Source organism: Cupriavidus sp. a3 (genome assembly GCF_051015765.1).
Taxonomy (GTDB): Bacteria; Pseudomonadota; Gammaproteobacteria; order Burkholderiales; family Burkholderiaceae; genus Cupriavidus; species Cupriavidus oxalaticus_A.
Genome location: NZ_CP170644.1, coordinates 626,801 through 644,823 on the forward strand (window position 1 = coordinate 626,801; position 18,023 = coordinate 644,823).

Sequence of the window (18,023 nt, forward strand, 5' to 3'; positions counted from 1 at the left end):
CTGCTTTTCACCCACACCGCTGGCATAGGCTCCTCTCTCCCGCAAGCGGGAGAGGGGAGCAAACCGTCGGTAGATCGACGCCCCCAACCAAGAACCAAACTGATGGCAGCCACCAGAGCCGCCACACCACCCCCCTGCGCCAAAGGAGACACCATGGACGCGCGACAACTGGAAGCCATCCAGAACCACCCCGACTTTATCCGCCTGATCCACGGCCGCACGCGCCTGGGCTGGTCGCTGACGCTGGTCATGCTGGCGGTCTACTTCGGCTTCATCCTGCTGCTGGCCTTTTCGCCCGCCACGCTCGGCACGCCGGTCGCCGGGGGCGTCATGACGGTGGGCATCCCCGTAGGCGTTGCAGTGATCGTTGCCGCCGTGCTGCTGACCGCCATCTACGTCCACCGCGCCAACCGCGACCTGGATCCGCTCAACGAACGCGTGCGCAAGGAGTGCGAAGCATGAAGCCGGTACACCTTTCCCTCGGCGCCGCCCTGTGCGGTCTGGCAGCCAGCGCCGCCACTGCAGCCCCCGCGATCCAGGGCGAGGCCACGCAGCGGCCGCTGAACTGGAGCGCCATCGTCATGTTTATGCTGTTCGTGCTGTTCACGCTCGGCATCACCCGCTGGGCCGCGCGGCGCACGCGTTCGGCGTCGGACTTCTATGCGGCCGGCGGCGGCCTCACCGGCTTCCAGAACGGCCTGGCTATTGCCGGCGACATGGTGTCGGCCGCGTCCTTCCTTGGCATCTCGGCCATGATGTTCGACAAGGGCTACGACGGCCTGATCTACGCGCTCGGCGTGGTGGCGGGCTGGCCGATCATCCTGTTCATCGTCGCCGAACGGCTGCGCAACCTGGGCCGCTACACCTTTGCCGACGTGGTCTCGTACCGGCTGGCGCAGAAGCCGGTGCGCATCACCGCAGCGTGCGGCACGCTGACCGTGGTCATCATGTACCTGGTCGCGCAGATGGTCGGCGCCGGCAAGCTGATCGAGCTGCTGTTCGGCACCAGCTATGAATCGGCGGTGGTCATCGTCGGCGCGCTGATGGTGCTGTACGTGATGTTCGGCGGCATGCTCGCCACCACCTGGGTGCAGATCATCAAGGCGCTGCTGCTGCTCGGCGGCGTGACCTTCATGGCGGTGATGGTACTGGCCTATTTCGGCTTCAGCCCCGAAGCCATGTTCGCCAGCGCGGCCAGGGTGCATGACAAGGGCACGGCGATCTTGTCGCCGGGCGGGCTGGTGTCCAACCCGATCGATGCGATCTCGCTCGGCGTCGGCATGATGTTCGGCACCGCGGGTCTGCCGCACATCCTGATGCGCTTCTTCACCGTGGCGGATGCGAAGGAAGCGCGCAAGTCCGTGCTCTACGCCACGGGCTTCATCGGCTACTTCTACGTGCTGATCCTGGTGGTGGGCTTCGGCGCGATCGTGATGGTGGGCGCGGACCCGGCCTATCGGGACGCGGCCGGCAAGCTGATCGGCGGCAGCAACATGGTGGCCGTGCACCTGTCGCACGTGATCGGCGGCGACCTGTTCCTCGGCTTCATCTCGGCGGTGGCGTTCGCGACCATCCTGGCGGTGGTGGCCGGGCTGGCGCTGTCGGGCGCGTCGGCGGTGTCGCACGATCTCTACGCCAACGTGTTCCGCCGCGGGCAGGCCAGCGAGAAAGACGAGATCCGCGTGTCGAAGCTCGCCACGCTGGTGATCGGCCTGCTGGCGATGGTGCTGGGCGTGATGTTCGAGAAGCAGAACATCGCCTTCCTGTCCGGGCTGGTGCTGGCGATCGCCGCGTCGGTCAATTTCCCGGTGCTGTTCCTGTCGATGTTCTGGAAGGGGCTGACCACGCGCGGTGCGGTGGCCGGCAGCCTGGCGGGGCTGGTGTCGGCGGTGCTGCTGCTGGTGCTGGGCCCGACCGTATGGGTGGGGATCCTCAAGCACCAGCAGGCGATCTTCCCATATGCCAACCCGGCGCTGTTCTCGATGACGCTGGCCTTTGCCGCCGCCTGGCTGGTGTCGGTGCTGGACCGCTCGGCGCGGGGGAGCGCCGAACGCCAGCGCTACGGCGCGCAGTTCGTGCGCGCCATGACCGGCATCGGCGCGGCCGGTGCCAGCCAGCACTGAAAACCAGGCCAGCACCGGGCTGGTCAGTCGGTGTCCTGCTGCGCCTTGTGGCGGGACGCCATCTTCTCCTGCTGTCCCGGCGGCACGTTGTCGTAATGGCTGAACTGGATGGTGTAGCTGCCGTGGCCGCCGGTCATGCTGTTCAGCCGTGACTGGTAGTCGTTCAGCTCCGACAGCGGCACCTGCCCGGCAACGATCACGCTGTTGGCGGCGCCGGTGCGGGTGCCATGCACCTGGCCGCGCTTGGCGGACAGGTCGCCGATGACATCGCCCATCGCCGTGCCCGGCACCGTGACCTCGATCTCGACGATCGGCTCCAGCACGCTGGGGCGCGCCTTCATCACCGCGTCGATAAACGCCTTGCGTCCGGCCGTGGCGAACGCCACTTCCTTGGAATCGACCGGGTGGCTCTTGCCGTCGTACACGGTCACGCGCACGTCCTGCATCGCAAAACCGGCCAGTGGACCGCTTTCCAGCACCTGGCGGATGCCTTTCTCCACTGCGGGGATGAACTGGCCGGGAATCGCGCCGCCCTTGACCGCATCGATGAACTCGAAGCCTTCGCCGCGCGGCAGCGGCTCCACGCGCAGCATCACTTCGCCGAACTGGCCGGCACCGCCGGTCTGCTTCTTGTGGCGGTGGTGGCCCTCCGCCTTGCCGGCAATGGTCTCGCGATACGCGATCTTCGGCGGCCGCGTGGCGACTTCCAGCTTGTACTGCTCGGTCAAACGCTCCAGCGCGCAGCGCAAATGGAACTCGCCCAGTCCGAACACCACGGTCTCGTTGGTGCCGGCCGGATGCTCGATGCGCAGGCAGGGATCTTCGGCGCTGAGCTTGTGCAGCACCTCGGCCAGCCGCTGCTCGTTGCCGCGCCGCGCCGGCTCGATCGCCAGGCCGTAGATCGGCGTGGGAAACTCCAGCGGCGTCAGGTGGATGTCGCCATCCTCGGTGGCGTCGTGCAGCACCGCGTCGAAGCCGAGTTCATCCACCTTGGCCACCGCGCAGATATTGCCCGGGCCGGCGCGCTGCACTTCCTGCGTCTCCTTGCCCTGCAGCAACAGCAGGTGCGCCACCTTGAACGGCTGGCGGCCCTCGCCGATATAGAGCTGGCTGTCGCGCGTGACCGTGCCCTGGTGGATGCGGAACACCGCCAGCTTGCCGACATAGGGATCGACTACCACCTTGAACACATGCGCCAGCACGTGCTTGTCCGGCACCGGCTCGGCGCGCACCGCCTTGCGTTTCTCGGTACCATCCTCGGCAGTGCCGGTCGAGCGGTAGAACAGCGGCGGGTTGCCTTCGGTGGGATTGGGCAGCAGCCGCACGAAGACATCGAGCAGTTCCGCGATACCGGCGCCGGTGGCGGCCGAGGTAAAGCAGATCGGCACCAGGTGGCCTTCGCGCAGCGCACGCTCGAACGGCGCGTGCAGTTGCTCCGGCGTGATGGCCTCGCCTTGCTCCAGGTACACCTCCATCAGCTCCGGATCGATCTCGATCACCTGGTCGATCAGCGCTTCATGCGCCGACGCCACCGATAAAAAATCCGACTCTCCGGCCGGATTGAAGAAGCAGTCCACCACCTTGCCGCCGTTTCCGGCCGGCAGGTTGATGGGCAGGCACTCCTTGCCGAACGCCTCCTGGATCTCGGCCAGCAGCCCCGGCAGGTCGACCTTCTCGCCGTCGATGCCGTTGATAACGATCATCCGGCACAGTTGCCGCGCCTGCGCCCAGGCCATGGCGCGGCGCGTGGTCATTTCGATCCCGGTCTGCGCGTTGATGACGATGGCCGCCGTCTCGACCGCCGCCAGCGCACTGATCGCCAGGCCGGAGAAATCCGGGTAGCCCGGCGTGTCGAGCAGGTAGATGCGAGTGTCGCGGAAGTCGACGTGGGTGATGGCGGAACTGAGCGAGCGCTTGTACTTGCGCTCCAGCGGATCGCTGTCGCTGACGGTCGAGCCGCGCTCCACGCTGCCCGGGGTGTGCAGCGCACCCCCCTTGTGCAGCAGTGCTTCGACCAGCGAGGTCTTGCCGCTCCCCGCATGCCCGAGCAGGGCAACGGTGCGGATGGCATCGGGACTGTCGTGCATGGTGGCTCTCTCGTCCGGCAATGGCTGTCAGGGCATTATTGGCGAAATTCGCCGGAAACGACATATGCCAGTGTCGGCATCGGGACAAAGCCTGATAGGCGCAAGGGTGTGAAGTGGTGCATGCGGCGCTTGGGTCCGGCCGGCAACCCGCGCCTCGCGCATGGCTGCAGCGCAGCAATCCAGGATTCAATAAGACTGCTGCGCCGCAACAGATCAGGCACTGGCGTGGTCGGTCGAGACCGCCACGGCATGCCATGCCGCCAGTTCGCTTTCCACCTTGCGGTTCTTTTCCGCGATGCGGGCCACCGTATCGGAGCCCAGCGGCAGCCGCACCGGCGGGTTGTCGCTGTCGGCAAGGGCGAGCAGCGCCACAGCCAGCTTGGCGGGATCGCCGGGCTGCTGGTGGTTGGCCGACGCCATGTGGCCGCGCATCGCGCCGACGGTTTCGGCGTATTCGGCGATCTCGGTGCCGACGCGGACCAGCGAGCTGGCATCGAGGAAGTCGGTGCGGAAGAAGCCCGGCTCGACCACGGTGGCGCGCACGCCCAGCGGCGCCAGCTCGGCGTCGAGCGCTTCGGTCAGCCCTTCCACCGCGAACTTGGTGGCGCCGTAGACGCCCCAGCCGGGATAGGCGGCATAGCCACCGATCGACGAGATATTGACGACATGCCCACTGCGCTGGCGGCGCATCTGCGGCAGCACCGCGCGCGTCACGTTGAGCACGCCGAAGACGTTGGTGGCGAACTGCTGCTCGACTTCGCGCGCCGACGCTTCCTCCACCGCGCCCAGCAGGCCGTAGCCGGCATTGTTGACCAGCACGTCGATGCGGCCGAAGCGGGCCACGGCGGCCTCGGCCGCGGCGATGGCCTGCGCTTCGCTAGTGACGTCGAGCGCCACCGGCAGCAGGTTGTCATGCGCGCCCACGGCGCCGGTGATCGTTTCGGGGCGGCGCGCGGTGGCGACGACACGGTCGCCGCGGGCCAGCGCGGCGCGGGTCAGTTCCAGGCCGAAGCCGCGCGAGGCGCCGGTGATGAACCAGACCTTGCCGGCGGCGTTGGTGACGTTGGTGGCGTTGGTGGCGGTGTTGGCAGCGATGGTGGTGTTGGCGGACATGGTGAATCTCCTTTGCTCGGTTTGACTTCGGTGTCTGATGGCGGGGGCCACGGAGACAAATTTAGGCGCGCTCGGTCAGCAACACTAGGCGGTGTAATTCCGTTTCAAAGACAACTAGAAGTTGTCAATAAATGCGAGCGATGTCGATTGAGCAATTCTCAACCGTATGGCAGACTCGCCGGCATGGACAAACTGCCTCCCCTGAACGCCCTGCGCGCCTTTGAAGCGGCGGCCCGGCACCTGAGCATCACCACCGCTGCGGAAGAGCTGCACGTGACGCCGGGCGCCGTCAGCCGCCAGATCCGCTCGCTGGAAGAAGGCCTGGGCGTGCAGCTGCTGCATCGCGGCCACCGGCAGATTTCGCTGACCCGCACCGGCGAGGACTACTACCGCGCCGTGACCCGGGCCATGGACGACCTGCGCGAGGCCACGCGGCGGCTCGGCAAGCGGGCCAGGCGCAAGCAGCTCAAGGTGCGCGCCTACACTACTTTCGCCATGCGCTGGCTGATCCCGCGGCTGTCGAGCTTCCATGCGGCCAATCCCGGCATCGAGGTGCTGCTGACCGCCTCGCTGGACCCGGTCGATTTCCGCAAGGAAGACATTGATGGCGCGATCCGCCTAGGCGACGGCAAGTGGAGCGGCGTGAATACCTACCGGCTGGTGTCCAACATCCTGGTGCCGGTCTGCAGCCCCAGCGTTGCGGCCGGCAACCCGAAGGTGAAAAAGCCTGCCGACCTGCAGCACCAGACGCTGCTGCATTCGATTGCGCGTCCGGACGACTGGGCGCACTGGCTGAAGGCGGCGCGCGCCGACGCGCAGGTCGACGCGCGCAGTGGCATGACGTTCCAGAGTTCCGCCATGGCTTATGCGGCGGCAGTGGAAGGGCAGGGTTTCGCCATCGCCCAGCGCTTCCTGGTCGCGGGAGACCTGGAGGCCGGGCGGCTGGTCGCGCCGTTCCGCCAGAGCGTCGACATGGGCGACTTCACCTACTACCTGCTGACGCCGGCGGACCGCAAGGAAAGCGCCAGCATGGCGGTGTTCCGCGAGTGGCTGCTGGCGCAGTGCGAGACGCAAAGCTAGCGCGGCGCTCGCCGGTCACCAGCCGGCGAAGCAGGCAAATCCCTCCACTGGCTCGCGCGCAGTACGCAGCCGGTTGGCCGGCTCGGCGGGATCGGCGTGTCCGAGCGACATGCCGCACACCAGGATTTCATGGTCGGGAATGGCAAGCTGCGCGCGGATGACCCGGTGGTAGCGCGCGAACGCCTGCTGCGCGCAGGTTTCCAGGCCGTGCCCCAGCGCCGCTAACATCACCGCATGCAGGAACATGCCGAGGTCCAGCCACGCCGCCTGTCCCTGCCCGCGCTCGATGGTGAAGAACAACCCCACCGGCGCGCCGAAGAACGCGTAGTTGCGGGCATACTGCCGCGCCATGCCGGCGGCGTCGCCGCGCGGGATGCCAAGCAGGCCGTACAGCGCCTTGCCCAGTGTGCGGCGGCGCGCCAGGTAGGGCTCGCGCCACGCCGGCGGGTAGTAGACGTATTCCTCGCGATGGCCGCCGCCATCGCTGTCGTGCAGCGCCAGCAGGGCATCGCTGAGCCGGTCGCGCACGGCACCGGCGCAGGCGTAGACCCGCCATGGCTGGGTGTTCGACGCGCTCGGGCTGCGCGCCGCGTCGGCCAGGATTGCCGCCACGGTCTCGCGCGGTACCGGCGTATCGAGAAAGCCGCGCACGCTGCGGCGGGCGTGGAGCGCGGCGATGATGTCGGCGCGGTTCATGATGCCGTTGCCGTGAGCGGTGCCTCGATGGTATCGGCACAATGGACCGCGCCGCGCGCCTGCAAGGCGGCGATCTGTGCCGCGCTAAAGCCAAGCCCGGCGAGCACCGTTTGCGTATGTTGTCCGCACGCCGGCGCCGGCCGCGCGGGCAGCGCGTTTTCCTGGACGCTATTGATCGGGAAGCCTGGCATGCGGACCTCGCCCAGCGTCTCGTGCGGGATGCGCTGCACCATGCGGTTGGCCGCCACCTGCGGGTGCGCCATCAGGTCTTCATAGGTGGCCACGCGCGCGCACAGGATGTCGGCGTCCTGCAGCACGGCCAGCCACGCGTCGGTCGGCCGCGTCACCAACACGCTGGTCAGCGCCTCGACCATTGCCGCCCGGTTGGCGACGCGCAGCGGCGAGGTGGCGAAGCGCGGGTCGTCGGCGAGCGCCGGCAGGCCCAGCACGTCGCACAGCCGGCGCCAGCGCTCGGGCATGTAAGCGGCGATCATGATCCAGCCGTCGGCGGTGCGGAAGGCCTGGTTGGGCGCCGAATAGGGCGCGGCACTGCCCGCCCGTTCCGGCAGCCGCCCGTCGGCGCAATAGCTGGTGAGCGACGATTGCTGCAGCGCCAGCGCGGCGTTGAGCAGGCTGACGTCGAGATGCCCGCCCTGGCCGTCGCGTGCCCGCTGCGCCAGCTTGCCCAGGATACCGACGCAGGCGACGTAGCCGGTCATCACGTCGACCACCGGCGCCTGCACCTTGCACGGCTCGCCGTCGGGCAGGCCGATCAGGCTCATCAGCCCCGAATCGGCCTGGATGATGCCGTCGACGCCGGCACGGCCGGCATACGGGCCGTACTGGCCATAGGCGGAGATCGAGCAGTAGACCAGCGCCGGGTTCAGCGCCGATAGCTCGGCATGGCCCAGCCCGAGGCGATCCATCACGCCCGGGCGCATGCTTTCCACCACGATGTCGGCTTCTGCCGCCATCCGGCGCGCCACGGCGAGACCTTCGGGGGATTTCAGGTCCAGCGCCACGCCGAGCTTGTTGCGGTTGAAGCCGTGGAACAGCGCGCTGTCGTCGCCCAGCCAGCCGGGGCCGAGCCCGCGTCCCAGTTCGCCGCCGGGCGGCTCGACCTTGATGACCCTGGCGCCCATGTCGGCCAGCAGCATGGTGCAGGTCGGCCCGGCGCCGATCTGCGTGAAGTCGATGACGGTCAGGCCGTCTAGTGCATCGCGCAGCATGTCATGTCTCCGGAAGGATGCGGGATCGTTTGAACGTGCCCTGCGCGGTGGCGACCAGCACGCCGGCATCGGTGGCCAGTTCGGCCGTGGCAAAGTACAGGCTCTTGCCGGCGCGGCTCACCGTGGCGGTGGCGCGCAGCCGGCCCGCGCTGGCCTTGCTGAGGTAGCTGATGGCCAGCATTACCGTCACCGCGTGGCCGAGGGCGCCGTCGGGGCCCGTCGGCAGGCCGGCGTAGCCGCAGGCGGCGTCGAGCAGCGTGGCGATCACGCCGCCCTGCACGCTGCCCTGCCGGTTCAGGTGGCGCGGCTCGATGTCGAGCTCGAAGGCGCAGCGGCCGTCGCCGACGCTGGCCAGGCGGATGCCAAGGTAGTCCAGCAGCGGGTTGTCGGTGGGCGGCACCATGGGGTGTTCAATCGGCGCGTTCACAGCGCCACCTTGATGTTGTTGTCCTGGATCACGCGCTGCCAGCGCGACATTTCCTTGCCGATATGCGCCTTCAGCTCGGCCGGCGTGGAGGCCTGCGGCTCGAAGCCCTGCTTTTCCAGTTGCCCGGCAACGTCGGGCGACTTCAGCGCGGCCACCAGCGCGGCATTGACCTTGTCGACCACGGTCTTCGGCGTGCGTGCCGGCGCCAGCAGGCTGTACCACAGCTCCGCGTCGTAGCCGACGATGCCGGCCTCGGCAAAGGTCGGCAGGTCTGGCATCAGCGCGCTGCGCTTCTTGCCGGCGATGCCGAGCGCACGCAGCTTGCCGGCGCGCACGAACTGGATCGACGAGGCAAAGGTGGCGAACGAGATCTGCACCTGGCCGCCCATCAGGTCGCTGATCGACGGGCCGGTGCCGCGGTAGGGCACGTGCAGCAGCTCGGTCTTGTTTAGCTTGGCGAAGACCTCGCCCGCCAGGTGCTGCGGCGTGCCGGGCCCCGGGCTGCTGTAGCTGAGCTTGCCCGGGTTGGCGCGGGTGTACTGGATGAACTCCTGCAGCGTGCGGAACGGCTGGTCGGGATTGGCGACCAGCATGATCGGCACCGACGCGATGCGCCCGACCGGCTCGAAGTCGCGCTCGACCTGGAACGGGACCTTCATGCCGAGGAACGGGTTCATCGTGATCTGGCTCGACGCGATCACCAGCGTGTAGCCGTCCGGCGCGGCGTGCGCGACGTAGTCGGCGCCCAGGTTGCCGCCGGCGCCGGGTTTGTTCTCGATCACGATGGTCTGGCCCAGCAGCTGGCTCATCTTGGGTGCGATGGCGCGTGCCAGGATGTCATTGCCGCCGCCCGGGGCGAACGGCACCACCAGCGTGATCGGCTTCTGCGTGGGGTAGGGTGCCTGTGCCGCTGTGCTCAGCGCCGTGACTGCCAGCACGCCGGCCATTGCCGCGCGCATGATTCGGGAAATACCTGCCATGGTTGTGTCTCCTGCGTGGTTCTTGTCGGTCCGCTCAGCGTCCCGTGTAGTGGGGCTGCCGCTTTTCGGCGAAGGCCTGGCGGCCTTCGGCGCGGTCGGCGGTATCGCGCAGCACGCCCCAGTAGAGTTCGGTGAGTTGCTGCGCGTCGGTCTCGCTGAGGTGGCTGGTCTGGCGCGACAGCTTCTTGACCGCCTGCACGGCCAGCGGCGCGTTGGCGGCGATGCGCGCGGCCAGCGCCAGCGCACGGTCGGGCAGGGCATCGGGCGCCATCGTCTCGGTGACCAGGCCGATGCGCGCGGCGTGCGCGGCATCGATGCGTTCGCCGGTCAGCACCATCTGCATCGCATGCGCCGCGGGCACCGCCTTGAGCAGCCGGTGCAGGCCGGACACCGCCGGGATCGAGCCGACCGCGACTTCGGGCAGGCCGAAGGTCGCCTGCGTCGACGCGATCCGCAAGTCGCACTGCAGCGCGAGCTCCAGCCCCGCGCCGAGGCAGTGCCCGTTGACCGCCGCGACCAGCGGCTTGCCGAGGCCGAGGTCGGTCAGATCCATCAGCCGGATATAGAGCCCAAGGTCAGCAGCATGCTCCGGCGCGCGGAACAGCGCCTCGGGGTAGGTGGCGGCGGAGGTGCGCGTGCCCTTGAGGTCCGCGCCGGCGCAGAAGGCGCGCGTGCCGGCGCCGGTCAGCACCGCGACGCGCAGGTCGTCGCGGTCGCGCACCTCGGCCAGGTGCGCGCGCAGTTCGCGCAGCGTGGTTACGTCGAGCGCATTGAGCGCGTCGGGCCGGTCGATGGTCAGCACCGCGACCGCGCCTTCGATGTGGCGTTGGATGGTCATGATGGCTTCCTTACACGCTGGGCGACGACAGGCTGCGCCCGCCGCAGACGTAGAGCGTCTGGCCGGTTACGTACGACGATTGCGGATCGAGGAAGAAGCTGACCGCATTGGCGATATCGTCGGCGGTGCCGATGCGCTGCACCGGCACCGACTTCTGCAGCCGCGCCTGTACCTCCGGCGCAAAGCCACGGAACAGCGGCGTATCGACGATGCCGGGCGCGACCGCGTTGACGGTGATGCCCTTGCCGGCGAACTCGATCGCCAGCGAGCGCGTCAGGCTGACCACGCCGCCCTTGGCCGCCGAGTAGTTGGCCTGCCCGAAGCCGCCCAGCCAGGCCCGCGACGAGATATTGACCACGCGCCCGTAGCCGCGCTCGACCATGCCGGGCAGCGCCGCGCGGCAGCACAGGAACTGCGAGCGCAGGTTGGTATCGATGACCAGGTCCCAGTCGTCGTCGGTCATCTTCAGGAAGCGCATGTCGCGCACTGCCCCCGCGTTGTTGACCAGGTAGTCGACGCGGCCGGCGCGGGCCGCGACTTGCGCAAAGGCGTCGTTGACCGCGGTGGAATCGGTCAGGTCGGCGGTGGCGCCGAAGGCATTGAGCCCTGCGGCGGCCAGCGTGCCGACGGCCTCGTCCAGCGCACCGCCATCGCGGTCCAGCAGCGCCACGGTCAGCCCCTGCCGCGCCAGTTGCGTGGCGATGCCCAGGCCGATGCCGCGCGCGGCGCCCGTGACCACGGCCACATGCGTGGGATCGAATCGTTGCGTACCCATGTCAGACTCCCAGCAGGTGGACGGAAGAGGCGGCGTGGTCGACACCCGCGATGCCGCCGCCGGTGCATTGCGTCAGCCCGACGCGCGCGTTCTCGACCTGGCGCTCGCCGGCACGCCCTTGCAGGTGCCAAAGGATTTCGACCATCTGTGCCACGCCGGTGGCGCCCAGCGGATGACCCTTGGCCAGCAGGCCGCCGCTGGGGTTGACCGGCACGCGGCCGCCCAAGCGGGTTGCGCCGGACTTCAGCAGCGGCACCGCTTCGCCTGGCTCGGCCAGGCCCAGCGCTTCGTAGTAAAGCAGTTCGGCGATGGTGAATGCGTCGTGCAGCTCGACCACGTCGACATCCTGCGGCCCCAGCCCCGCCTGCTCGTACGCCTGGCGCGCGGCACGCGCGGTGATCTCGGCATCTAGGATGTCGTCGTCGGCCTCTTCGCGCAGGCCGGAGACCACCACCGACGACAGCACCTTGACCGGACGCGCCTGCGCCGGACGGCGCGTGCTCAGCACCACCGCGGCGGCGCCGTCGACCTGCGACGGGCAGCACTGCAGCAGCGTCAGCGGGTCGGCGATCATGCGCGAGCCGAGCACTTCTTCCACCGTGGTGGCCTTGCGCTGCTGCGCATACGGGTTGAGCGAGCCGTTGTAGCGGTTCTTGACCGCCACTTCCGCCAGGTCGGCGGGCGATGCGTCGCGCTCGTGCAGGAAGCGCGTGCCGCGCATCGCATACACCGCGGGCAGCACCATGCCGGCCTTGGCATAGAGGTCCGTCTTGTGGTCGTTGCGCTGCAGCGGGATGGTGCCGCCACCCAGCGCGGTCAGTTGCTCGATGCCGAACACCAGCACGGTGTCGTATTGCCCGGCCAGCAGCGCGTGCCGCGCCAGGTGCGCGCCGGTGGCGCCGCTGGCGCAGGCGTTCTCGACGTTGTAGACCGGGATACCCTTCAGCCCCAGGTCGCGCACGATCAGCTGGCCCAGGATCATGCCGCCCAGCACATTGGCGCAATACACCGCCTGGATGCGGCCGAGCGGCACGTCGGCGTCGGCCAGCGCCTTGAGGATGGCCTGTTGCGCCAGTTCCGGCGCCAGCACGCCGGGGTGGCGGCCGAACGGCGTCATCGCGCCGCCGTGGATGTAGATGTCCTGCATGTTGCTTTCCCTTTCCTTCTGCATTCTTTCGATCGGTCAGGCCGTGACGGCCTCGAAGACATAGCCGAACTCGGCGTCCGGGCGCGCTTCATAGCGGTCGCCGATCGCCGGGCGCGCCTTGCCCTGCAGGCGCCCGAAGATGCGCACCGGGCCGACGAAATCGACATAGCCCAGCGCGTACGGCGGCTGGCCGCTCTTGGGCGCGGGATGGATCACGGTGAAGCTGTAGACCACGCCGGAGCCGCGGATGGCGACGGGGTCATGCTCGGCGGCGAGCGGCGAATCGGCCGGCACTGCCGGGAAGATCCATTCGCCGGTGGCGCGGTGGCGCGAGGCGATCAGGTGGGGAAGGGGGTCCGCACTCCAGAGCGGATAGGCTTGGTCTGACACGGCAGTCTCCTGTGTTGGTGGGCCTTGGCGTAATGGTTGTCGCTGGCGGCGCGTGCGACAAACGACATTTCCGGCGCGTTCGCTTGAGAAAAAATCAAACGAAGGGCCGGCGCAGGGCGTCAGGAGAAGGGTGTTGGAAGGAAGTGTGGGTGGGGCTGCTTCGCGCCGGAAGGCTCAGGGCACCAGGCCCACCAGCCGCGACAGCGATTGCTCCGCGCCGCGCCCCGCTTCCACTACGAAATCGATGAAGCGCCGTACCCGCACCGGCATCTGGCTGCGGTGCGGGTAGTACATGTACAGCCCGACATTGCTGCTGCTGAATTCCGTCAGGATCGCCTTGAGCCGGCCGCTGACGAGGTCGGCGTGGATCATGTAGGCGGACAGCTGGCCGATGCCAATACCGGCGCGCACCGCCTCGACCTCGGTTTCCACGTCGTTGAAGCTGGCGACGGCGGGCACCTCCTGGTAGACCAGCGCGCCGTCGACCTGCAGCTCCCACGGCACCATGCGCCCGGTGGCCGGGCGGCGGAAGCCGGTGCACTGGTGCTGCAGCAGTTCGTCCAGCGTGGCCGGCTCGCCGTGCCGTGCGAGGTAATCGGGAGCGGCGCAGATGACCAGCGGCAGGTCGCACAGCCGGCGCGCCACCAGGTTCTGGCCGGGACTGGTGCCGGCGCGGAAGCCGATATCGATGCGGGACTCGACCAGGTCGGTGAAGAGGTCGCTCAGCACCACGTCGAAGGTGATGCCCGGATGCAGCCCGCGGAAGGCGCGCACCAGCGGCACCAGAACGCGGCTGCCGACCGACGGCGGCGCGGTCAGCCGGATCAGCCCGTCGTCGTCGCTCTTGCTGCTGCGCACCTGGTCCAGCGCCTCATCCAGCTGGCGCATGCCCGGCGCGGCCAGCTCGAACAGCCGCGCGCCTTCGGTGGTGAGGCTGAGCTTGCGCGTGGTCCGGTGCAGCAGGCGCACGCCGAGGTCGTCTTCCAGCGTGCGCACCGCCTTGCTGACGGCCTGCGGGGTCACGCCGGCTTCTACCGCGGCGCGCTGGAAACTGCCGGCGCGTACCACGCCGATGAAGAGGGTGAGGACGCGGGCTTTGTCCATGATTGGCAACTGGCGGTTGGGAATGTGCCGATGATAGTGCGTAACCGGCCTTGCTGGCTCGAAAAGGCGGGCTTTCGTACAAGTGACGGGACCGGGCGGCGTTGCGTAGCATTGAGGGCACACGCGCGCCGCGGGGGAGCAGGGCGCGCTGCATTTCGGCAAGCGGCTGATCGGGCGGAACCGGGCGTATCAATCACCGCCAGATGCCAGCCGCCAGGAACAGAATCCCGGCGGCCAGCAAAATGCCCACCCCCCTTACATCCTCCCCTTCCAGGGCACCAACCACTTCGCCATCTTCCTCATCAGCAGATCAAACACATAAGCAATCAACCCGATCAGCACGATCCCCATGATCACAACGTCGGTACGCAGGAAGTTGGACGCGTTCAGCACCATCTGCCCGAGCCCGGCGGTGGCGGCCACCATCTCGGCCGCCACCAGCGTGGTCCACCCGAAGCCGATCGCAATCCGCATGCCTGTCAGGATGTCCGGCAGCGCGGCGGGCAGCACCACGTGCCGCACCACCTGCCACGGCGTGGCGCCCATGGAGTAGGCGGCATTGATCTGCTCGATGGTCACCGACCGCACCCCCGCCTGCGCCGACATCGCCAGCGGCGCGAAGCACGCCAGGAAGATCAGCAGCACCTTCGAGGTCTCGTCGATGCCGAACCAGATCACGATCAGCGGCAGGTACGCCAGCGGCGGCAGCGGGCGGTAGAACTCGATGGGCGGATCGAAGATGCCGCGCGCGATGCGCGACACGCCCATCAGCACGCCGATCGGCACCGCCGTGACCACCGCCAGCCCGAACGCGCCAAATACGCGCACCATGCTCGCGGTGAAATGCTCGGTCAGCGGCTGGCCGCCTTGCAGGTTGCCCTGCCAGGCGTCGATGAAGGCGGTGACGATCGATTCCGGCGTGGGCAGGAACAACGGCGGCAGCCAGCGCAGGTGGCTGGCGACCCACCACAGGACGAGCAGGCTCGCAACGGTTACGGTGGAGATGCGCGAGCTGGAGCCTTCGCCGGGCAGGCGGTAGCCCGACACGGCTTTCATCGGCTTGCTGGAAGGCACGGCCGCAGGTGCTGCGCGCGGCGCGGGTTCGATGCGTTGGGCGGAAGCGGGCATCTTGAATTCCTCAGGCGGTGGCATGGATCAGGTCAACGATCTCTTCGCGGTAGCGGATAAATTCCGGGTCGGACTTGACCTGGCGGGCATCGCCGCACTCGATGAAGCGGCGCGCGAAGGGCAGTTCATAGGTATGCGCGATGCGGCCCGGCGACGGCGTCATCACGATCAGCCGCGTCGCCAGGAACAGCGCCTCTTCCACGCTGTGGGTGATGAAGAACACGATCTTCTGCTCCTTCGCCCACAGCCTGAGGATCAGCGCCTGGATCGATTCGCGCGTCAGGGCGTCGAGCGCGCCCAGCGGCTCGTCCATCAGCATCACGGCCGGGTCGCAGGCCAGCGCGCGCGCGATCCCCACGCGCTGCTGCATGCCGCCGGAGAGCTGGTAGACCGGCTTGGCGGCCGCCGCATCCAGTCCCACCGCGGCCAGTTTTTCGCGGGCGATGCGCAGGCGTTCGGCGCGCGGCACGCCGCGCAGGCGCAGGCCCAGCGCCACGTTGTCGGCCACGCTCAGCCACGGCATCAGCGCATGCTTCTGGAACACCACGCCGCGCTCGGCACCGGGTCCGCGCACGGCCTTGCCGTTCAGCCGGATCTCGCCTTCCGACGGCTCCATGAAGCCGGCGATGCACGACAGCAGCGTGGTCTTGCCGCAGCCCGAGGCGCCCAGCGCGACGACGAAATCGCCGCGCTCCATGGTGAGATTGACCTGCGACAGGGCCAGCGTGCGGGCGCCGCCGGCGGCGCCGTAGTTCACGCTGAGGTTATCGATTTCAAGTTTGTTCATGACGATTTCCGCTGCTGTTGCCGTTCCACACACCGCGCGCGTTACCGCAGCGCTCGTTTGGCCCATTCCGCATTGACGCCCTTGCTGTAGTCCGGCAGCACTGTCTGGATGGTCCCTTGCTCCTTCAGGAACTGCGCCGCCGACTGCAGCGCACGCGCCGCGCCGCCACCGAGCCAGCGCTCCGAGACCTGCTCTTCCAGCGTCGGGAAGGCATACAGCGCCATGCTGGCCGGCACCGTCTCGGCCTTGGCGCCCGAGACCTTGGCCACCGCCTTGACCATCGGCGAATCGGCGGTCCATGACGCCTTGTTCTTGCGGTAGTTGTCGTCCGCGGCGGCCAGCACGCGCACCAGCTTGACCATGAACTCCGGGTTTTCCCGCGCGAACTTCTTGTTGGCGATCATCCCGTCGAAGGTCGCCTTGCCGGTATCGGCGGCGATCTGCCCGGAGGTCGTCAGCACCGTTCCCGACTGCTTGAGCTTGGCCAGCACCGGATCCCAGATAAAGGTCGCGTCGATGTCGCCGCGCTCCCACGCAGCCGCGACCTCGGGCGGGCGCATGTTGACGATGCGCACGTCCTTGGGATTGACCCTGGCGCGCTCCAGCGCGACCAGCGTGTGGTAGTGCGTGGTCGACACGAACGGCACGCCCACGCGCTTGCCCTTCAGGTCGCCGATGCTGGCGATCTTGCTGCCGTTGCGCGCGACCATGGCCTCGGCCGCGTTGATGTCATCCAGGATCCAGAACAGCTCCACGTCCAGCCCTTGCGACAGCGCCGAGGCGATTGGGGAAGTGCCCGCCTCGCCGATGGCGATCTGGCCCGACGCCATCGCGCGGATCACGTCGCCGCCGCCGCCGAACTGGCGGAACGAGACCTTGTAGCCGGTCTGCTTCTCCAGCTCCTTCATGTCTTGCGCATAACGCCAGGGCACCACCATGTCCTGGTAAGCAATGACTACATCCTTGCTTTGCGCGTGGGCGGCTGGCACCAGTGCTGCTGCCAGGGCGAAATACGTCGCAAGTCGCTTGATCCACCGCATGGTTCTGCTCCTCGAAAGGAAAGGGGTTGAAGGTCTCGGCTTTATAGGTGAGCGCCGATCCAGCGCTATAGGACCAGTTGGCCGGATTCGCTGGGGCCAGCCTCGCCGCGGCGCCGGAAATGGCGACAGGCCGGGCGGAGCGGTGGCCCGGGCCAGCGTCAATCATGGAAATCCTTAGCGGCCCGGAAGTGCGCCGGCGCGCATCCAAACTCATCGGTTCCGACGACGAGCTTTGTGGCGTGACGGGTCAACAATGAATGTCCGGTCGAGGCAGCGACCCACCATCCGAGGAGACAGACATGAGCAAGCACCCCTTCGACCTGGCAGGAAAAGTGGCCCTGGTGACCGGCGGCAACGGCGGCATCGGGCTGGGCATCGCCGAGGGCCTGGCCGCGGCCGGCGCGGACATCGCGATCTGGGGCACCAACGCGGACAAGAACGCCGCCGCCGCCGTCCGGCTGGCGCAGCATGGCCGACGCGTGCACACCGAGGTGTGCGACGTGGGCGACGAGCAGGCGGTCGATGCCGCCATGCAGCGCACGGTAGCGGCGCTGGGGCGGATCGATGGCTGCTTTGCCAACGCCGGCATCGGCGGCAACAAGGGGCCGTTCGATGCGATGACGGCCGAGGTATGGCGCAAGACCATGCGCGTCAACCTGGATGGCGCCTTCTTCACGCTGCGCGCCGCGGTGCGGCAGATGCTGGTGCAGGGCGAGGGCGGCGTGCTGTGCAGCACCGCGTCGGTCGCGGCCATCGAAGGCGCGCCGCGCACCGAGCACTACGCCGCCACCAAGGGCGGCGTGATCTCGATGATGCGCGGCCTGGCCGTCGAATATGCACGCAAGGGCATCCGCGCGCATTCGATCCTGCCCGGCTGGATCAAGACCGAGATGACTGGCGCCGCGCAGGCCAACGATGCCTTCCAGGAGATGGTGCACAAGCGCGTGCCGATGCGCCGCTGGGGCGAGGGCAGCGATTTCGCGGGCATTGCGGTCTACCTGATGAGCCACGCGTCGGCCTACCACACCGGCGACACCTTCGTCATCGACGGCGGCTACACGCTGTTCTGAGGCCTGCTC

Annotated in this window: 18 protein-coding genes; 4 read left to right on the forward strand and 14 right to left on the reverse strand. The window is 68.3% G+C overall.

Annotated elements, in window-relative coordinates:
- Nucleotides 1-153: 153 nt before the first annotated feature.
- On the forward strand, nucleotides 154-462 hold the full coding sequence (locus tag ACAD63_RS24810) for a DUF485 domain-containing protein (RefSeq protein ID WP_195427018.1): 309 nt from the start codon (nucleotides 154-156) through the stop codon (nucleotides 460-462).
- The gene (locus ACAD63_RS24815; RefSeq protein WP_434034497.1) at nucleotides 459-2,123 is read left to right on the forward strand and encodes a cation acetate symporter; all 1,665 of its coding nucleotides are present in this window, start codon (nucleotides 459-461) and stop codon (nucleotides 2,121-2,123) included. The genes ACAD63_RS24810 and ACAD63_RS24815 overlap by 4 nt, the downstream gene beginning before the upstream one ends.
- Nucleotides 2,124-2,146: 23 nt before the next feature.
- Here ACAD63_RS24815 and fusA read toward each other — a convergent pair whose 3' ends face one another.
- The gene (fusA, locus tag ACAD63_RS24820; RefSeq protein ID WP_133094287.1) at nucleotides 2,147-4,210 is read right to left on the reverse strand and encodes an elongation factor G; all 2,064 of its coding nucleotides are present in this window, start codon (nucleotides 4,208-4,210) and stop codon (nucleotides 2,147-2,149) included.
- Between the two features lie 213 nt (nucleotides 4,211-4,423).
- Nucleotides 4,424-5,323: an oxidoreductase gene (locus tag ACAD63_RS24825; protein ID WP_135702983.1), complete on the reverse strand. Its 900-nt coding sequence runs from the start codon at nucleotides 5,321-5,323 to the stop codon at nucleotides 4,424-4,426.
- A gap of 183 nt (nucleotides 5,324-5,506) precedes the next feature.
- On the opposite strand from ACAD63_RS24825, the gene gcvA reads away from it, so the two are divergent.
- Nucleotides 5,507-6,403, forward strand: a complete 897-nt coding sequence (gene gcvA / locus ACAD63_RS24830) for a transcriptional regulator GcvA (protein ID WP_135702982.1) — start codon at nucleotides 5,507-5,509, stop codon at nucleotides 6,401-6,403.
- 15 nt (nucleotides 6,404-6,418) lie between these two features.
- Here the strand turns inward: gcvA and ACAD63_RS24835 are convergent, their stop codons facing one another.
- The 12 genes from ACAD63_RS24835 to tauA form a co-directional block, all read right to left on the reverse strand.
- Entirely contained in the window at nucleotides 6,419-7,099 is a 681-nt protein-coding gene (locus ACAD63_RS24835) for a nitroreductase (RefSeq protein ID WP_133094290.1), read from the reverse strand.
- A complete protein-coding gene (locus ACAD63_RS24840) occupies nucleotides 7,096-8,328 on the reverse strand; it encodes a CaiB/BaiF CoA transferase family protein (protein ID WP_434034498.1) in 1,233 nt (410 codons plus the stop codon). The genes ACAD63_RS24835 and ACAD63_RS24840 overlap by 4 nt, the downstream gene beginning before the upstream one ends.
- Nucleotide 8,329: 1 nt before the next feature.
- Nucleotides 8,330-8,731: a PaaI family thioesterase gene (locus tag ACAD63_RS24845; RefSeq protein WP_133094717.1), complete on the reverse strand. Its 402-nt coding sequence runs from the start codon at nucleotides 8,729-8,731 to the stop codon at nucleotides 8,330-8,332.
- A 20-nt stretch (nucleotides 8,732-8,751) separates the two neighbouring features.
- Nucleotides 8,752-9,735, reverse strand: a complete 984-nt coding sequence (locus ACAD63_RS24850) for a tripartite tricarboxylate transporter substrate binding protein (protein ID WP_195427030.1) — start codon at nucleotides 9,733-9,735, stop codon at nucleotides 8,752-8,754.
- Between the two features lie 34 nt (nucleotides 9,736-9,769).
- Nucleotides 9,770-10,573, reverse strand: coding sequence for an enoyl-CoA hydratase/isomerase family protein (locus ACAD63_RS24855; protein WP_135702979.1), 804 nt, complete (start codon nucleotides 10,571-10,573; stop codon nucleotides 9,770-9,772).
- 10 nt (nucleotides 10,574-10,583) lie between these two features.
- Entirely contained in the window at nucleotides 10,584-11,348 is a 765-nt protein-coding gene (locus ACAD63_RS24860; RefSeq protein WP_135702978.1) for an SDR family oxidoreductase, read from the reverse strand.
- A gap of 1 nt (nucleotide 11,349) precedes the next feature.
- On the reverse strand, nucleotides 11,350-12,495 hold the full coding sequence (locus tag ACAD63_RS24865; RefSeq protein ID WP_195427036.1) for a thiolase family protein: 1,146 nt from the start codon (nucleotides 12,493-12,495) through the stop codon (nucleotides 11,350-11,352).
- 36 nt (nucleotides 12,496-12,531) lie between these two features.
- On the reverse strand, nucleotides 12,532-12,885 hold the full coding sequence (locus ACAD63_RS24870) for a Zn-ribbon domain-containing OB-fold protein (protein ID WP_133094296.1): 354 nt from the start codon (nucleotides 12,883-12,885) through the stop codon (nucleotides 12,532-12,534).
- Between the two features lie 174 nt (nucleotides 12,886-13,059).
- Nucleotides 13,060-13,989 (reverse strand): LysR family transcriptional regulator, encoded by a 930-nt coding sequence (locus tag ACAD63_RS24875; RefSeq protein ID WP_135702975.1) that lies wholly within the window; start codon nucleotides 13,987-13,989, stop codon nucleotides 13,060-13,062.
- Between the two features lie 255 nt (nucleotides 13,990-14,244).
- Nucleotides 14,245-15,117, reverse strand: coding sequence for an ABC transporter permease subunit (locus ACAD63_RS24880; protein WP_133094297.1), 873 nt, complete (start codon nucleotides 15,115-15,117; stop codon nucleotides 14,245-14,247).
- Nucleotides 15,118-15,127: 10 nt separating this feature from the next.
- Entirely contained in the window at nucleotides 15,128-15,904 is a 777-nt protein-coding gene (locus ACAD63_RS24885) for a taurine ABC transporter ATP-binding protein (RefSeq protein ID WP_133094298.1), read from the reverse strand.
- A gap of 41 nt (nucleotides 15,905-15,945) precedes the next feature.
- Nucleotides 15,946-16,944, reverse strand: a complete 999-nt coding sequence (gene tauA / locus ACAD63_RS24890; RefSeq protein ID WP_133094299.1) for a taurine ABC transporter substrate-binding protein — start codon at nucleotides 16,942-16,944, stop codon at nucleotides 15,946-15,948.
- A 299-nt stretch (nucleotides 16,945-17,243) separates the two neighbouring features.
- On the opposite strand from tauA, the gene ACAD63_RS24895 reads away from it, so the two are divergent.
- A complete protein-coding gene (locus tag ACAD63_RS24895; RefSeq protein WP_434034499.1) occupies nucleotides 17,244-18,014 on the forward strand; it encodes an SDR family NAD(P)-dependent oxidoreductase in 771 nt (256 codons plus the stop codon).
- Nucleotides 18,015-18,023 lie beyond the last annotated feature (9 nt).